Genomic DNA, 19,151 nt, shown 5'->3' on the forward strand with positions numbered 1-19,151 from the left:
TAAACGATGCACCGGTTGCTGTAAAAGATGAATATACAGTAGATGAAGGAGCAACTTTAAATGTTCCTGCAGCTAAAGGTGTTTTATCAAACGACACGGATGTAGAAGGTGATGCCTTAACAGCGATTTTAGTTACAGGACCATCTCATGGAACTTTAACTTTAAATGCAGATGGATCTTTTACTTACGTTCATGACGGAAGTGAAACCACAACAGATAGTTTTACTTATAAAGCTAATGACGGAAACCTTGACAGTAACACCGTAACGGTTAAAATAACGGTTAATCCGGTTAACGATGCTCCAGTCGCAAACAGCGATACAAACAATGTAATTGCTTCAACAGCAGGACCAACAACAATCAATGCTTTAACAGCAACAGATGTAGACGGAACAATTGCTAATTATACAATTTTAAGCTTACCAGCAAATGGAGCTTTAAGTTTAGCAGGAAATCCAATTGTGGTAAGTCAGATATTGACACCTGCAGAAGCTGCAATGATAACGTACACGCCAAGCGGAACATTTACAGGAAACGTTACGTTTACATTTATCGCAACAGACAATTTAGGATTATCTGCAGTAACACCTGCAACAATAACAATTCCAGTTGGTAATAATGCACCAGTTGCACATGACGATACAAATTCACATATTCCTTCAAGAGCAGGAGCAACAACAATTAAAGCGCTGAATGCGACAGATACAGACGGAACAATTGTAAACTATATCGTAGTTACTTTACCATCTTATGGAGTATTAGCTTTATCTGGCGTACCAGTTACGGCAAATCAAACTTTAACTCCTGCACAAGCAGCAATGTTAACGTATGATCCAAGCGGAGCATTTTCAGGAAATGATACTTTTACATTTACAGCAACAGACAATAATGGAGCAGTAGATGCCACTCCGGCAACAATTACAATTCCGGTAGATAAAACGGTATTAGTTGCCACTCCGGATCCTGTAGGTACTGTAGTAGGTATTAATGAAACAGTTGAAGTAGTAAATGTTTTAGATAACGATACACTAAACAATGATCCATTATTACTAACAGATGTTAAGTTAGATGTTTTAGTTCCAGATCCAAATAATGTATTAACATTAAAACCAGATGGAACAGTTGAGTTAATTCCAAATGCTCCTCCAGGAAACTATACTTTAACTTATGAAATCTGCGAGAAAGCAAATTCTTCTAACTGTACTTCAGCATCAGTTACAGTAACGGTTGAAGCTCCGAAAATGACAGTAACAGCAAGCAGTTATTGTTCAGACAATGCGCCTTATGTTCAATATAATGTAAAGGCTGATAATTTTACGCCAAAAGGTTTAGTAACTATTACCTGGATTGACAGTGCTAATAATGTTGTAGCGACTCAAACCAATATGCCTTTAAGCGGCAATGTTTTATGGCCGGGAGCAGTTCTTGACAGTAATAACAAACCAATTGACTGGCCGGGATGGATATTAGTAAACGGACAATGGATTGAAGGTAATGACGGTTTCCAATTAACAAGACCAGCAGTTACTATGCAGTTTTCATTAAACCCGACAGAATCTATAACAGTGAATTATCCTGCAGCAGTTTCTGGATGTAATGCAAGACCTCATTTTGGTATTGAAGCAGAAAACGACGATGATAACATAATTGCTGACGGACTTAATGGTTCGCCGGAAGTAATCAATGTTTTAGACAATGATAAATTAAACGGTGTTCCGGTAAATTCTGCAGATGTTATTTTAACACCTCGTGATTTCCCAACAGGAATTACCTTAAACAGCGACGGAACTATTGATGTAGCTCCGGGAACTAAAGGAGGAAGCCATACTCTGACTTATCAAATTTGTGAAAAAGCAAATCCTGAAAATTGTGCAGATGCAATAGTTAAGATTTTTGTCGAAGTGCCATCGATTACAGTAGTTATGAAAGTAGAATTAAACGATCATAACAAAAATGATAATGCAGAGGCTGGAGAAACATTAACCTACACATTTACAATTACAAACAATGGTAATGTTCCGCTTCATAATATTACAATTTCGGATTTATTGCCGGGAGTTGTAATCACAGGAGGACCAATAAGTTTAGGAGTAGGCGAAAGTGATTCACATACTTTCACAGGAACTTACACTCTGACTCAGGCAGATATTAACGCGGGAACAGTAGTAAATCAGGCAACAGTAACTGGAACTACTCAAAGCGGTATAAAAGTAGAAGACAAGTCTGATGCTGCAAATGAAAACGGAGATGCTCCAACAGAAATTGATGTAAACGGCTGTAAAATTAAAATCTTTAATGCTATTTCTTTAAACGGAGATAATATGAACGAGAGATTTTACATCAGAGGAATCGAATGTTACCCGGATAATACGGTTCAAATTTTTAACCGCTGGGGAGTTCTCGTATTCGAAAGAGATCATTACAACAATAATGATATTGTATTTAAAGGTTTCTCAGAAGGAAGAACTACTGTTAAAGAATCAAACGGACTACCAGAAGGAACTTATTATTACATAGTAAGATATAAGGATAACAATTCTAATCCTAAACAGGAGGCAGGATATTTATATCTAACTAAATAATAGTCCAAATCAATAAAATGGCTTAGCCATTAGGTTAAGCCATTATCTTAAAAATAAGTAAATGAAAAAAATAGCTTTAGTTTTATTGTTTTGTTCTGCCTTAGGATTTGCACAGCAGGATGCTCAGTATACACAATATATGCATAATACCATAAACATAAATCCTGCTTACGCTGGTTCAAGAGGAGTTATGAGTATTTTTGGATTGTACCGTACACAATGGGTTGGACTTGACGGAGCGCCCGAAACAAGTACTTTATCATTAAATACACCTATAAACAGCAGTAATGTAGGATTAGGATTTTCATTGGTAAATGATAAAATCGGACCAACAACCGAGAACAATTTTTCGGTAGATTTCTCTTATTCTATTCAAACATCTGCAACAGCAAAACTTTCATTTGGTATCAAAGGATCTGCAAATATTTTCAACCTTGATCCAAACAAGTTAACGCCGGAACACCAGGGAGACCCGCAGTTTTCTGACTTTAAAAATAAGTTTTCACCAAACGTAGGAGCAGGGGTTTACTGGCATTCAGATAAAGGATATATTGGTTTATCTGTACCAAACTTCATCCAGACCAATCGTTATGATGATAACGATATGGCCATTTTTAAAGAACAAATCAATTACTATTTAATTGCAGGTTACGTATTCAATTTAGATCGTTACGAAACCATCAAATTCAAACCGGCAATTTTAGGAAAAATGGTCGAAGGTTCACCGCTTCAGTTAGATGCCTCAGCAAACTTTATGTTCAACGACAAATTTGTTGTGGGAGTTTCATACCGTTGGAGCGCCGCTTTAAGTGCATTGGCAGGATTTCAAATCAACAAAAGCATGTACATTGGTTATGCTTACGACCGCGAAACAACCAAGTTAAACAATTACAATTCCGGTTCGCATGAAATCTTCCTGCGTTTTGAATTTATGAAAGGTTATAATCGAATTACATCACCAAGATTTTTCTAATTATGAAAATGAAAAAAATAGTATATACACTTTTTTTATCCTTCTTTTTCTTTAACGCAATAGCACAAAAAGCAGTTTTGGCTAAAGCCGAAAAAGAATACAATGATTTCGCTTACGCGGATGCCATTGCCATTTACGAAAAGCTTGCAGCCAAAGGTTATGAAGATGAAAAAATGTTCCAGAGATTAGGAAACGCTTATTATTTTAATGCCGAACTGCCAAAAGCCGCCGCTTGGTACGATAAGCTTTTTGCCTTAAATGCACAGCAGGAACCAGAATATTTATACCGTTATTCACAATCTCTAAAATCAATTGGAGATTATGCAAAAGCAGATAAAATGCTGGACGCCTTCAATAAAAAAACAAATACAGACAGCCGTGGAATTTTGTTCGAAAACAACAAAAATTACTTAGAGCAGATTAAATTAAATTCTGGCCGATTTGATATTTCGAGTGCAAATGTAAACTCAGAAAGTTCAGATTTTGGAAGCGCTTTTTATAACAACAATTTAGTTTTCAGTTCAGCCAGAAAAATTGGTAAAACAGAAGGAAAAACTTTTAAATGGACCAATAAATCTTTTACCAATTTATACATTGCCCCTATAAATGCTGATGGAAATGTTTACAATCCGGTTCTTTTAAACAAAGAAATTAATTCTAAGTTCAATGAATCGACTCCGGTATTTACAAAAGATGGTAAAACAATGTATTTTACCCGAAACAACTATTTAGACGGAAAACGCGGTAAAAATGATAAAAACATCACTTTACTAAAGTTATATAAAGCCACTCTTGTAGACGGAAATTGGTCAAATATAACCGAACTTCCTTTTAACAACGATCGTTACAGTACAGCACATCCAGCTTTAAGTTTAGACGAAAAGAAATTATATTTCGCTTCAGATATGCCGGGAACTCTTGGACAGTCAGATTTGTACAGCGTTACTATTAATGCTGACGGAACATTCGGGAAACCGCAAAATTTAGGTCCTTCAATTAATACCGAAGGAAGAGAAACTTTCCCTTTTATTTCTGGAGACAACGAATTGTATTTTGCAACCGACGGACGTCCGGGACTTGGCGGACTTGATATCGTAGTTTCTAAAATTTTAGAAAACGGAACATTTGATCAGGTACAGAATATTGGTGAACCAATAAACACAAAATTTGATGATTTCGCTTTTATCATAGACAGTCAGACACGCAAAGGATATTTTTCTTCAAATAAAAAAGGCGGTGTTGGCAACGATGATATTTACAAATTTACAGAAACCAAAAAACTGGTTTGCGAAAGAACTTTAACCGGAACTATTTTCGACAGCAGAGCCAGCGAAAAAATAGAAGGAGCAAAAGTTATTTTGTTTGATGAAAACCATCAGCAGATTGAAGAAGTAACCACAGCACAAGACGGATCGTATTCTTTTAAAGTAAACTGTAACAAGAAATATTTTGTTAGAGTTGAAAGAAAACAATATCCGGCAAAAGAAAGCAGTTTTGCGGTTACAACTAGTATCGATAACAAGTTAGATTTTACTTTAGAAAAAGAAAAAATCGCAGCTATCGAAATTCCGGAAATAAAAGCCATCAAAATTGGAACAGATTTAGGTAAAACCCTAAACATCTCGATGATTTATTTTGATCTTGGAAAATGGAATATTACAGATGCAGCTGCAGTTGAATTAGGAAAGATTTTAGCAGTAATGCAGGAATATCCAAAAATGAGAATCGATATACGTTCGCATACAGACAGCAGATCATCGGCAAAATCAAATTTGGTTTTATCAGATAAAAGAGCAAAATCTATTATGGCCTGGCTGGTAAGCAAAGGAATCGATGCCAAACGTTTGAGAGGAAAAGGATATGGAGAAAGCCAATTGCTAAACAGATGTAAAGACGGCGTTAAATGTTCTGAAGAAGAACATTTAAAAAACAGAAGAAGCGAATTTATGATTATTTCTATATAACAAAGTTCATTTTTTAAATTTTTAGTTTTAATTAAAAACCGGCAGTTTATACTGTCGGTTTTTTTATTTAATACAGAAATGAATCATATTTTATGTAAATTTGATTAGATGAGTATCGAAAAAAATCTTACAATCATACTCAGGCAGGTATAAAAACGTTTTTACAATATAACCCCAAATACTAAGGAATGAAAAAATATCTTTTGTCCGGATTTTGGATGCTCTATATGCTCTTCTTTGCAATTCCATTTCCAATGATTATATATTATGCTGTAAACAGCGAATTCGATATCACAACATTAAAAGACAAAGATCCGTGGCTGGCATTAAGCCTTGCTGCTGTATCACTAATTCTTTGGCTGATTGTTATAATCGGTTTTTTCCAAAAATGGATATTGTCGAATTTTATAACCAAACAAAATCTGGAAAACATTAAAAGAAACGGTGTAATTCGTGAAGCCAAAATTCTAAAAGCAGTTAAAATATCCGGAAATAATGCCAAATACAATACGTATGAACTCGAATTACTGTTTAAAAATTTAGCCGATACCGAGATTACTCATAGAACAGAAATCAGCGATACAAAACCGCACGAACGACGTTTCGAAGTAGGAAAAAAACTAAACCTGATATTAAACCGAGAACCCAAAAAGCTTCCGGTTTTTGTTATTGCAAATTCAGAAGGAGCAATAAATCCTATAGGTTTAGCTTTAAGAGTTTTGGTCTGGCTTTTGGTTCTGGCTCTGGTTGGCGGTTATTATTTTTATTCCTATCAGGACGAAAGCCACGGAATGGGCTGGAGATTTATGAGTTTTGGGCATCCTTTAATTATATGTCCTTTAGTCCTGATTTTCTATAGATATTTATTGAGATTTATCCTCAACAAACTCACAGCCGCAAACGGTGATTCTGTTTTAATTAAATTTAAAGGAATAAAAACCTGGGCAAAATTAATTAATGTAAGTCAAACGGGGACTTATATAAACGAACAGCCCATGATGCGTTTTGAGCTCGAATATACAGACAACAAACATCATGTTCATCGAAAGAGCCTTAAAAAAATAGTAGGACTTCTAGAACTGGATATCACCAAAAAAGAACAAGTAGAAATTTTTTATTTAGCAGAAAATCCAAATCAGATTGCCCTTGCAGACGATTTAAAAAAAATGTAATAGAATGAGAAAATCAATCATCATTATAATTTGTTTTCCTCTTTTTTTAGGATGCGAACAAATCTCTAAAAGCATAAACGAAACATTCAGCCCCAGCGATTCACTGGTAAGTAAAGAAACAAATTCTGACATGAAAACCGAAGCTAAGGAAATCGATGTCCAGAAAATGATAAACGAAGCTTTAGACAAACACAACGCAGCTTTAAAACAGTTAGAAAACAAAACTACAGTTTTATTAAAAGACAAAAACGAATTAAACAAAGCCGAACAAGCTTTAAAAAAACTGCCTCAATATTCAGGAAAAGAAATCTTTGTTTATTCGACCTTGTATTTTTACAATGACGGAAGAATAAATATTATGCTCCAGCATCCGGAGAATAAAAAATATATTGATACATACGAATATAGAAATGGTGTCTGGTCAGATCCTAAACCAGTTCAATTATCAGTTCGCGACGATATTCAAAAAAGATTAGTGCCCCTTAATACAATCAGTTTTACAAATGCTGCCAAAGTATTTGAACTCTACAATAAAAAAGCAGAAGAAGTTGAAGGAGCAAGTCCGGCAACAAGCATTTACATTTCAATATGGGACAATAAAATGAGATGGTATCCATCGACCATAAACGGAAGCCGTGAAAGATATTCAATACAGTTTAACGACGACGGAACATTAAAAACTTTTACACAGGATTAATGTTTTTTTATCCAAAATTAATACGAATGACGTTTATGAAATTTTCTTTGTAGTATAAAGATTATACGATAAAAAAAGCAAGGAAAATTTCAGTAAAAAAATTTGTAAGTTTTGTTGTTATTCCAATAAATAAAAGAAAATTATTCTGAACAATAATTATCAAAAAAATGAAAACTGTAATCCTTTTTTTGAGTTTTGATAATTTTTTACATTGTTTGAAATAATTATGAAAAATTAATTGAAAATTTTTGAAATTCTTTAGATTTGTATATAAAACAAGTCATAAAGCGGAAGAATCTTCAATGAAGGGTGAAAAGAGAGATATTGATTTATGGAGTCAAATAAAAAAAGGAGATGTTCACGCTTATCATGAATTATATGATCGGTATATAAATGTGCTTTTTACGTTTGGAATGCAGTACACTAATGACGAAACCTTAGTGCAGGATGCCATACATGATATTTTTGTAGACCTTCACCGTTACCGCAATACCATTGCCTCTGATGTTGTGGTAAAATCCTATCTTTTCACATCACTTCGAAATGATATTTTTAAGAAATTAAAATCGCAGACCAAAATCGTACACCTCGATATTGTTTCTGAAGGTTCTTATAAAACCGATTCCGCCGAAGATGAACTTATCTTTAGTGAAACTACTTTAAATAAAAATGCCAGTTTAGCTCTGGCTTTATCTTCCCTTACCCCAAAACAGCGTAATGCACTTCATCTTCGTTTTAGCGAAGACCTCTCTTATGAGGAAATTTCTTCTACTTTAGAAATTAGCTTAGAATCATGCAGAACATTGATTTATAGGTCTTTAAAGGAATTACGAGCTAAGCTTTAAAAAAACTTTAAAAAAACATTATTTTTTTTGTCTATGTTTTTGCCTTTTAGTTCTTATAGCAATATAGAGATTCTAAAAGAAAAATATTTTGTACCCAAATTTCAAAATTTTACCAGAGAAAAATAAAATTGATCTAAAAGCAAGAATTGCCGAAAGCATTGCATTAGAGAAACAACGTGCCAGAAGAAAAAGGCTTCGCACAATTTCTTGGAGTGCTGCAGCTGTACTTTGCTTAGGATTAGGAATAACCATTGTATTAAAACAGGAACAAAAAGAAATAAGCCCAATTGAACAGTTTGCCAACAGCAATAAAACAAGCGGTTCTTCTTTTGAAAAAAGCAATCAGGTGCAGCTGGTTTTATCAGATAAAGAAGCTGTTAATGTAAGCGACAGCACAACAATAGCTTATGATGCCTCAGGAAATAAAATCAGCGTTAACAACAAACAGATTAAACAGAAAAATTCTCTTGAACCGCAATACAATACCGTTTTAGTACCGTATGGAAAAAGAGCACAGCTCAGCCTTGCCGACGGAACTCAGGTTTGGCTCAATTCAGGATCAAAACTAATTTATCCTACCACTTTCGACGGTTCATCAAGAGAAGTGTTTTTAGAAGGAGAAGGAATTTTTGATGTAGCACATAATGCTTCAAAACCTTTTTATGTAAAAGCAGCGAATAATTACAGCGTGCGTGTATTAGGAACCTTGTTTAATGTAAGCTGTTATGCAAAAGATGCTAAAGTTTCGACAGCACTTTTAAGAGGAAAAGTACAGGTTTCTTATGCTAAAAAAGGTCTTTTTAGTTCAGATACGCTTCAGACAATTTTAAAACCGGGAACAATTGCTTCTTTAGATAAAAAACGAGAAACAATAAAAACCACTGCACAAAATGTCGAGCCTTTGTTTTCATGGAGAAAAGGATATTACGAATTCTCTCAGGAAAAACTCCCGTTGGTTTTAGACAAATTAACGCGCTATTACAATGTTGATTTTGTAATGAACAAAAAAGTGAGTTCCGGAGAAACATATTCAGGAGCTTTTAAACTTAATGATGATTTAGATAAAGTGGTAAAAACATTAGAAGCCACTACAGGATTCGAATTCGTTTACGATGCAGAAACTAGAAAAATAACTATTAACTAAGTATGAATGACTAAAAATTAAGAATGCCTATGATATAAAAACAAAATTTAAAAATAAAGTAATCTAACCAGACCAAAAAAAAACCAAAAGATGCGGGAACATCTCTTGGCTTATGTGAAATTTTAATTGCGTCTGCAATTATTCAAATAACTAAAACAAAATTATGAATAAAAATCATGATATAGGCCTGCTATTGCCTAAAAAAATCATCAACCTTACTTTTATTTTAATTATGAGAGTATTCATTTTAGTTCTGTATTTAGGATTAACCAGTATCTACGCTAATAGTGCCAAAGCACAAAATGAAATCTCAGTAAAGGTTCAGGGAGCTTCTTTGCAAACTCTTTTTACAACCATTCAGCAGAAAAGCGATTACGTGTTTTTTTATAACGACGATCTATTGTCTTCTGCAAAAAAAGTAAGTTTAAACCAATACGCCACCGTTACGGAAATTTTAGATACAGCCTTGTCAAACACAGGATTAACCTATACTATTATTGACAAACAAATTGTAATTAAAAAAAGTAAAAAAATACAGCCCGTTCAACAGCAGGAATATGATATTACCGGTACAGTAACCGATAAAAGCGGAAATCCTTTAATTGGCGTTAACGTAATTCTCGTTAGTAATAAAAGCAATTGGGACATAACACGCGAAAAAGGCGAATTTAGAATAAGAGCAACAGCTTCAGATTCATTACGTTTTGATTATTTAGGATATAAATCAAAAACGGTAGGGATTAATAACAAAAGAGTAATCAACGTTATCCTGACACCAGATGTTATGGAACTTACAGGTGTGGCAGTAGTAGCTTCAAACGGATATACTGATATTCCAAAAGAAAGAGTAACCGGAGCTTTTGAAGTTATTGGAGCCAAAGAACTGGCCGAAGTTCCAACAGTAGACATTCAGTCAAGACTTGAAGGAAAAATGGCAGGTGTAAATGTAGATCCAAGAACAGGTTCAATCACTATTAGAGGAACAAACAGCTATAGTGGAGTAGGATCGCCTCTTGTAGTTATTGATGGTTTTCCGCAGCCTATAAATGATTTTTATTTTAGTAAAAGAGGCGTTTCGGGTTCTTCTATTTTAAGTTATCTTAATCCGGATGATATAGAAAGTATTACCGTTTTAAAAGATGCCGCTGCAAGTTCGATCTGGGGTTCACGCGCCGCTAACGGAGTAATTGTAGTAACTACTAAAAAAGGTAAAAAAGCAGAACCAACAATCAGTTTTACCACCACGACTACAATTGGTGAAAAAATGGATTTAGGAAAACTGCGCGTAATGAATACAGCTCAATATGTTGATTACGAAAAAGATTTAGTTGCAGGCGGATTTGTTTCAGACGATATCAGCAACTGGCAGGCTAAAAATCCTAGTGCTGCTCAGGAAATCATGTTCAGACAAAAAAGAGGCGAAATTTCACTTACCGAAAGAGATCAGTTATTAAACCAATTATCTCAAAATGACAATCTGGGGCAAATCAATAAATATTTGTTAAGAAATTCAATTACAACACAATACGATTTATCGGTAAGCGGCGGAAACGAGAAAAGCACTTATTATTTGTCTTTAGGCTATAATAAAGATCAGGCAGCAATGAGAGGAAACGAATCTCAGTCTTATAATATCACGCTTAATAACTCTTTTCAGCTAAAAAGCTTTTTAAAATTAAACACAGGATTTAATTACGTTTCTACAAACTATCAGGTTAATAATACTGCAAACGAAGCATTATCAAATGTATCCAGTTTTGCACTTCGTCCGTATGATATGATTGCAGACGAAAACGGAAATGGTCTTGATCGTTATATTATTTTCAGACCAGAAGTCGCAAAAGGATTTGAAGCAAAAGGATATCTGCCTTGGTCTTACAATTATTTAGATGAATTAAACTACTCTAATGTAGTAACAAAAGGCGCCAACATTCGATTAAATGCCAGTTTAACCGCAACTGTTACCAACTGGTTAAATTTTGAAGCATCTGGAATGTATACTTCAATTGCAAACAAAATCAAATCGTTAAGTGAACTCGACAGTTATTATGCAAGAAACATGATTAACGAAGCCACATCTGTAAATACAGCAGGAAAATTAGTGTACGGTATTCCGGTGGGTTCATATTTATACAATACCACATCAGGAAATGATTCGCAAAGCATGCGTATTCAGATGAATATCAATAAAAATTTCAATGACAATAACAGCCTGCACTTTTTAGCCGGTTCAGAAATTAGAGAAGAACGCAGAGAAGGTTCAAGCCAGAGATTTTACGGATACAATCTGGATACCAATTCTGGCCAGTCAGTAAACCCAACCGTTTATTATACTACAATTTATGGATGGCAGAATATCATTGGAACTTCAGATAACAGCATCAGCAAATACAGAGACCGTTATTTATCATATTATGGACTAGGTTCTTATGATTTTAAAAACAGATACCATTTATCTTCAAGTATTCGTTTTGACGATTATAACTTATTAGGAGCTTCAAGAAAAAACAGAGCGCTTCCATTATGGTCTGTTGGTACAAAATGGGATGTTAATAAAGAATTTTTCCTTAAAGATGTAAGCTGGTTAAACGACTTAGCATTTAGAATTACTTATGGAAAAGCAGGAAGTGCGCCAGGAGGCGGTTTCGGAAGCCAGAGTGCAGTTATTGGTGTAGGTTCAGTTGATTACAATACACAATTGCCAACAGCTTATATATCTGTTCCGGAAAATCCTCAGATTAAATGGGAAACAACATCAACCTTAAACTTTGGTTTAGATTATGCTGTTTTTAATAATCGCTTACGCGGAAGTGCCGATTTGTACTATAAAAAATCAAAAGATATTTTAACCAATCTGCCTTTTAATCCAACAACAGGCTGGGGCTATTTAAACTACAATACCGGAACACTTGAAGGACACGGAGTAGATTTAAATATTGCCGGAACTATTATAAATACCGCTTTTAAATGGAACAGCAGTTTTAATATTTCATACAATACAAACGAAGTTACAGATTCTCGTTTTACAGCCACAACTACAAATCAATACTTATCTGGTGTAACTACGTTAGGTAAACCTATTGGATATCTGTATGCTTACAATTGGGCAGGATTAGATGCAAATGGTCAGTCTACGGTTTATAAAAAAGATGGTACAGTTGTGAACTCAAATCAGGGAATTGCAACAATGGATAAAGATGATTTAAAATATATGGGAACTACGTTTGCTCCATATTTTGGAGGTTTTATGAACGACTTCTCATATAAAAATTTCAGACTTGGCGTGCAGATTACCTATTATGCAGGTCACGTATTTAGAAACACAGTATTACAGAATTATCCTTCTTATGCAGGAGTACAATATGGTGCTGTTGCCAAAGATGAACTTATTGCAGACCGATGGAGACAAGCCGGAGACGAAGCAACTACAAATGTTCCTGGTTTAGCTAACATTAGTTACAACAGTTTGAATCGTTACCAAAATGCAGACATCAACGTACTGCCGGCAGATAACGTAAGATTGCAGCAGGTTTCATTAAGCTATAATGTGCCAGGCCAATGGTTAGAAAAAACTTTTATAAAGTCATTGAGTTTCAATTTGGCAGCGAGAAATTTAGGATTATTGTGGGTTAAGAATGATTTAGGCATCGATCCGCAGTACTTATCAAATAATAACTATAATACATTGCCGCCGCAGCGTAATTATACTTTACAGTTTAATTGTAGTTTTTAATTTTAAAAAACAGATTTTATGAAATTTCTAAAATTCACACTATATATTTTCCTGCCGGTACTTTTATTAAACTCTTGTAGAGATTATGTTGAAGTAGAACCAGTGGGAAACAACAGAATCTTAAAATATACTTCTGATTACAGAGGTTTGGCAAACAATTATAACGATATGACTTCCTCAGGAGGAATTTATCTTCTTTCTAATGCAGACGCCGAATTTCCAACCACATACCAAAACGGTGTTTCCACAATCTGGGGTAATAGTTACACATGGCAGGATAGAATATATGATCCTTCACAAGGCGATGCAGACTGGATTGGTTTATACAAAGCAGTATATTACAGTAACGTAATTCTTAACGGAGTTATGGGAAGCGAGAAAGGAACAGATGCAGAAAAAAAAGAAATTTATGCCGAAGCCTTTGTACACAGAGCTTTTGCTTATCTGCAATTGGTAAATACTTACGGTCCGCAGTTTGATCCGGCTTCTGCCAATTCAGAAAAAGCAGTTCCGTTATTATTAAAACCAGAATTGTTTTCTTCTCTGGAAAGAAGCACAGTAGGGCAGGTATACGACCAGATTATTTCTGATTTAAAAGATGCATTGGCAAATGATATTCAGGATTCACCACAGTTTAATGTACTGCCTTCAAAAAGAGCTATTTATGCGCTGTTAGCAAGAACCTATTTATATATGGGATCGTATCAGTTAAGTTTAGACAATGCAGAAAAAGCCCTTGCAATGCAAAACGGTTTAATTGACCTAAACAGTTTAGCGACAGGATTCAGCTATCCGGTTTTAATTCAAAATCCCGAAGTTATATTCTCAAAAACATTACTAAACGGTTATGTTGGCATTCCTTTGTCAAACGATTTATTAAACAGTTTCGAAACCAATGATCTGCGTTACAACTTTTACACAATGGCCGGAACAAATTTTTTTCCAACGTATACCGGGAGAGGTTTTGGAATACCAAGATACAGCCAGACAACGGGAATTAACGTTGGAGTATCAGTTCCTGAAATGTATTTAATTGCAGCCGAATGTTATGCCAGATTAGGACAAACGCAAAAAGCGATAGACAATTTAAATATCGTTAGAGCCAAAAGATATAAATCAGGCCAGTCATATCAGGTTTCAGCTTCAACAAGCAAAGAAGCATTAGATTTAGTTTTGGTTGAAAGACAAAAAGAATTCATAGGAAAAGGATTCCGCTGGTTCGATCAAAAAAGATTAAATCTTGATCCTGTTTACCAAAAAACATATACCAGAGTTTTTAAAGGACAAACCTATACACTGGCACCAAACAGCGCTGGATATGTATTCCCAATCAATCAAAATTATATCGATTTAAACCCTGAATTAGGGAAATAAAAAACACAGCAATGCTAAAAAAAATAATAAATATCAAATTACTGGTATTGGTTTTTTGTGCCTTTACCTTACAAGTTACAAGTCAGGAAACAAAGCTGAGATTAACCGGAATGGCAGATGTGCCCATTCCGGGCGCAGTTTTAAAGATGACCTATGATGCTAAAGGCGGACCGCTTGAAAATATTAAAGAAATTAATGGTTATGCCTACGTTTTTAATGATTACCGATGGGAAATTGAAGACCTGAAAATGAAGAAAAACGGCGCTGTTTGGAATGTCGAATTTACGGTTCCAAAAAACTGTGCCTTCATGGCTTTCAAATTCTATGGCAATACCGATAATGGTTTAGTGACAGATACCGGACAAGACACCGGATATCTTTTAGTAGCTTTTAAAGAACCTAAAGTAAAAATGCCAGGCGCAGACTTAGCTTGGGCAACTTTTAGAAACAAAGATTTTAATGGTCAGTTTGGCGGTTATTTTAAAGAATTCACTATAAACGGAGATGCTGCAGAATATTGGTTAAAGAAAGAAGTAGCCGATAATGGAAACAGGTTTCCTGAATTTTTTGATACCTATTTTAAAGTTTTGAAAGTACAAAAGCCTGAAAAATTTCAGGAATTAGGAAGCCGTTTTCTGGGAGATTTCACCAAAAAAATGAAAGGAATGCCGGAAGAAGTGTATCTGAAAGTACATAACATTTATGCTTATGAATTAAAAGATAAAGCAAAAGCAGATTCTATTGAAAACGTAATTGTAAAACAATTTCCAAAAGGCGCTTTTTTAAGATTCAAAGCTTATCAAAAAATTATGCCTATTGCAGATGCTGCAGAGAGAAACAAAGTGATCACTCAGTTTTTAGCTGATTTTCCATACACGACGGATGTACCGGATTCGCAAAAATATTTCTATGACAACATTGTAAAAATGCAGTTTGGATATTACTTTGACAATAAAGACTATAAAAGTATTTTGGCCTTAATTCCAACCATGAATTTTGCTAATTTAAACGATGCTTATCATCAAAATATTTCGAAAGCATTATATCTAAAAGTAGTAGATCCTGCAGTTATCGAAACAATGGCAGTGCCAATGATTAAGCTGATGCAGGAAAAAGTAAATGATTTATCATACATGCAGGGCATTTACTGGTCACCAAATCAGGCGACAGAAAATGCAAAAACACAATTGAATAACGAATTGGTGATTCAGATTCGTATGTACGATATGCTGAAAAAATACAAAGAAGTTTTAGAAACTTTTGAATTACTGCCATTCCAAAAACGTTACGAAAAAGCCAGCATCAATGACATTCATGTTAGAGCTTTAGAGGCTTTGAACAAACCAACAACCGAAGTACTGAAAAATGCTGCAAGAGCCAATACTTTATCGGAAGGGTTAACAGCGAAACTAAAAGAAGCCTTTATAAAAGAAGGAAAAAAAGAAGCTGATTTTCCGGCTTATTTAGAGCAGTTGAAAAAAGAAAACAATTCTCAAGAAAAAATCACTTTAATGAATCCAGTTCCGGCTCCGGCAATTAAAGTTCAAAGCGCAGACGGTAAAACAAAAGATTTAGCGTTAAACAGCGGCAAAATCATTGTAATCGATTTTTGGGCAACCTGGTGTGGACCTTGTAAAAAAGCATTTCCGGCTATGCAGCAATTGGTCAACAATTTTAAAGAAGACAAACAAGTTGAGATTTATTTCATAAGCACTCAGGAAACAAAAGAAGGCTATAAAAAAGAAGCTGCGGCTTATTTAAAAGAAAAAGGTCTAAAGCTTGACACTTATTTTGATTTAGTAAAAAAAGGCGGCGGCACAAACAATGCTTCATTTTCAAACTATGCGGCAATTTTTAAATCAAGCGGCATTCCTCGAAAAGTAGTAATCAAGAATGGCCAGATTCGTTTTACATCAGAAGGATATTCAGGTAATCCAGGACAGCTTGTAGACGAACTTACAAACGTTATTAATGCTTTAAAAAACGAATAGTTTTTTGAAAATCAGAAATATATGAAAAAAGTATTTTTACTATGTACACTCGCTTTGAGTGTACATAGTTTATCGGCACAGAAAAAAGCGGTTGACGAATCGGCTTACCAAACATGGAAAAGAATCAACAGTAAATCCTTATCTTATAATGGTAAATGGCTGTCGTACAGCACCGTATTTCAGGATGAAGAAAAAGAAAATCAAAAACAGATTATCATTCAGGAAGCTCCAAAAGGCAAACGTTTGGTTTTAAATAATACCAGCGATTTAAAGTTTATTGGAAAAAAAGACTGGATTCAGTACAGCGTAAACGACAGCACTGTTTTGCAAAATCTAAAAACAGGGGTAAAAAAACTCTGGAAAAGCAAACATTATACAAATGCTCTAGAAGGAACAGATTTTCTTTATTATACACGACCAGAATCTGCAAAAGGAGAATTTTTCCTGCAGCGTTTGGTTTGTTACAATTTAGAAAGCAATGACAGCATTTTTGTAAACAACATAAAATCGTCACGTTTTTTAAAGAACAAATCCATTGTATATGTGCAGATTGAAAAAGACAAAGTATTTTTAAAACAAGGAATTCCGGGAGGAAAACAGCAGACTATTTACAGCGCAAAAGCTTCAGATTTTGGCGATTTTCAGTTAAACAGCAAAGAAGACGGCGGTACTTTTACGCTTAAAACCAACAACAATGCTGATTTTAATATGGTGTATTATTTCAATTTAAACACCAATTCAGTAACACCGTTGTTCAATTATGATGATATAGTTTTTAACGATCCGTCATATTCAATATCAAAAACGGCTTATGGTTTAAACGAAAATACCAATTATATTCAGTTACAGCTTTTCTCTAATAAGCGACAAGAAAATAACCAAATGCCGAAATCAAATGCCGAAATCTGGAAAACGGCACAAGGCGCTATGGAACGCAGACAAGAAATGCTTCGCAATTCAAAAACGCAGCCAAGCGAACAAAAATACATTTACGATATTAAAAACAAAAAAGTCATTAAACTGACTGCAACAGGAGAATTTGATCAGGTAATTATACCGGAATCAGGTAATTTTAAAGGCGTTTTTGCAATCGATAAAAAACCATACGCAGTAGAAGTTGACTGGACATTTAACGAGCGCAGCGATATTTACTGGATCGATGTTGCAACAGGAAAATCTACAAAAATACTAACAGGCGTTTTTGGCGGCATAAGCTTGAATCCTCAGGGAACTTTTGCGGTTATGTATGATGAAAAGCAAAAAGTGTGGACTGTTTTTGACAGCTCTTCAATGCAGTTTAAGAACATAAGTGCACAAATTCCTTTTCCGGTTTCAGATGACAATGTCGATATGAAATCAGCTAATACCGCTTACGGAATTGCCGGATGGTTAAACAACGGAAACACAGTCGTAATTTACGATGAATTTGATATGTGGGCAATTGATCTTTTAAATCAAAAAGCACCGTACACTTTGACAAAAGAATACGGAAGAAAAAACAAAATTGCACTTCGTTACGGCGAAGAAGGTTTTATAGGCGATTTTGAAAACAGGAAAACCGTAACTCTAGCTGGATTTGACACCCAGCATAAATCTAAAGGCATTTACAAACTAGCAGGAAATACAATAACCAAAGTATTTGCAAATCCTGATTATAATGTTAGAATCGAAGCCGTTTCAGCAGATGATTCTAGTGTTTTGTTTTCTAAAGAAAGTTATACCATTTTCCCTGATTTATGGTGGGGAACTGCTGCTTTTGGTTCACAGCAAAAAATTACAGACATCAATCCGCAGCAAAAAGAATATGCCTGGGGAACTTCAAAATTAGTAACCTGGAAAAGTTTCAGCGGAAAAGAAAATCAAGGAAACCTTTATCTGCCGGATAATTACGACAGCAAAAAAACATATCCTGTGATTGTTCATTTTTACGAAAAACATACTGCCGAATTAAACCAGTATCAAATGCCGGAATTAAGCAGTTCAAATATTAATATTCCTTTATTTGTAAGCCAGGGATATATTGTTTTTCAGCCAGATGTACATTACACATACGGAGATGTTGGAAACAGCGTTTATAATGATGTGGTAAGCGGTGTAGAATATTTAATATCAAAAGGTATTACAGAAAAAGGAAAAATTGGAATTCAGGGGCATAGTTTTGGCGGTTACGAAACGTCATTTTTAACAACCAAAACAGACATTTTCAGCTGTGCAATTGTAGGTTCGGGAGTCAGTAATTTTACGGCAAACTATCCCGTAATGCGATCAAACGGTATATCGACTATGTTTAAATACGAAGCCGATCAATACCGAATGGGAAGTTCTTTATATGATAATTTAGACGGTTATATCAAAAACTCGACAATTTTTTCAGCCAAAAATATCAAAACGCCAATTCTTATTTTTCATAATGACAATGATCGTGCAGTGCCATATCAGGAAGGACAGTCTTTATTTTTTGCACTTCGCCGTTTAGGAAAACAAGGATGGCTTGTGAATTATAAAAAAGAAGGTCATAGTCTCGATGGTGCCGAAAACAAAAAAGACTGGACAATCAAAATGCAGCAGTATTTTGATTATTACTTAAAAGGTGCAGCGCGCCCAGACTGGATGTAATATAAGCCAATACATTTATACAACCCGAAGACTGTTATTTGAAGGTTTCTTAGGAAGCCT

Annotated in this window: 11 protein-coding genes; all 11 read left to right on the plus strand. The window is 34.7% G+C overall.

Annotated elements, in window-relative coordinates:
• The coding region (locus ACTJIW_RS02515; protein WP_440718434.1) for an Ig-like domain-containing protein at nucleotides 1-2,582 on the plus strand (2,582 nt) is incomplete at its 5' end.
• A gap of 61 nt (nucleotides 2,583-2,643) precedes the next feature.
• Entirely contained in the window at nucleotides 2,644-3,555 is a 912-nt protein-coding gene (locus ACTJIW_RS02520; RefSeq protein WP_440715621.1) for a PorP/SprF family type IX secretion system membrane protein, read from the plus strand.
• A gap of 2 nt (nucleotides 3,556-3,557) precedes the next feature.
• Entirely contained in the window at nucleotides 3,558-5,519 is a 1,962-nt protein-coding gene (locus ACTJIW_RS02525) for an OmpA family protein (RefSeq protein WP_440715622.1), read from the plus strand.
• 188 nt (nucleotides 5,520-5,707) lie between these two features.
• The gene (locus tag ACTJIW_RS02530; protein ID WP_440715623.1) at nucleotides 5,708-6,691 is read left to right on the plus strand and encodes a hypothetical protein; all 984 of its coding nucleotides are present in this window, start codon (nucleotides 5,708-5,710) and stop codon (nucleotides 6,689-6,691) included.
• 4 nt (nucleotides 6,692-6,695) lie between these two features.
• Nucleotides 6,696-7,388, plus strand: coding sequence for a hypothetical protein (locus tag ACTJIW_RS02535; RefSeq protein ID WP_440715624.1), 693 nt, complete (start codon nucleotides 6,696-6,698; stop codon nucleotides 7,386-7,388).
• A 302-nt stretch (nucleotides 7,389-7,690) separates the two neighbouring features.
• On the plus strand, nucleotides 7,691-8,233 hold the full coding sequence (locus ACTJIW_RS02540; RefSeq protein ID WP_012025923.1) for an RNA polymerase sigma factor: 543 nt from the start codon (nucleotides 7,691-7,693) through the stop codon (nucleotides 8,231-8,233).
• 88 nt (nucleotides 8,234-8,321) lie between these two features.
• Nucleotides 8,322-9,377, plus strand: a complete 1,056-nt coding sequence (locus ACTJIW_RS02545) for a FecR family protein (protein WP_149207005.1) — start codon at nucleotides 8,322-8,324, stop codon at nucleotides 9,375-9,377.
• Nucleotides 9,378-9,540: 163 nt separating this feature from the next.
• Nucleotides 9,541-13,110, plus strand: a complete 3,570-nt coding sequence (locus tag ACTJIW_RS02550) for a SusC/RagA family TonB-linked outer membrane protein (RefSeq protein ID WP_440715625.1) — start codon at nucleotides 9,541-9,543, stop codon at nucleotides 13,108-13,110.
• An 18-nt stretch (nucleotides 13,111-13,128) separates the two neighbouring features.
• Entirely contained in the window at nucleotides 13,129-14,484 is a 1,356-nt protein-coding gene (locus ACTJIW_RS02555) for a RagB/SusD family nutrient uptake outer membrane protein (RefSeq protein ID WP_440715626.1), read from the plus strand.
• 11 nt (nucleotides 14,485-14,495) lie between these two features.
• Nucleotides 14,496-16,475: a TlpA family protein disulfide reductase gene (locus ACTJIW_RS02560; protein ID WP_440715627.1), complete on the plus strand. Its 1,980-nt coding sequence runs from the start codon at nucleotides 14,496-14,498 to the stop codon at nucleotides 16,473-16,475.
• A gap of 21 nt (nucleotides 16,476-16,496) precedes the next feature.
• A complete protein-coding gene (locus ACTJIW_RS02565) occupies nucleotides 16,497-19,091 on the plus strand; it encodes an alpha/beta hydrolase family protein (protein WP_440715628.1) in 2,595 nt (864 codons plus the stop codon).
• Nucleotides 19,092-19,151 lie beyond the last annotated feature (60 nt).

The sequence above is a fragment of the Flavobacterium sp. 22659 genome (assembly GCF_052044235.1).
GTDB lineage: Bacteria > Bacteroidota > Bacteroidia > Flavobacteriales > Flavobacteriaceae > Flavobacterium > Flavobacterium johnsoniae.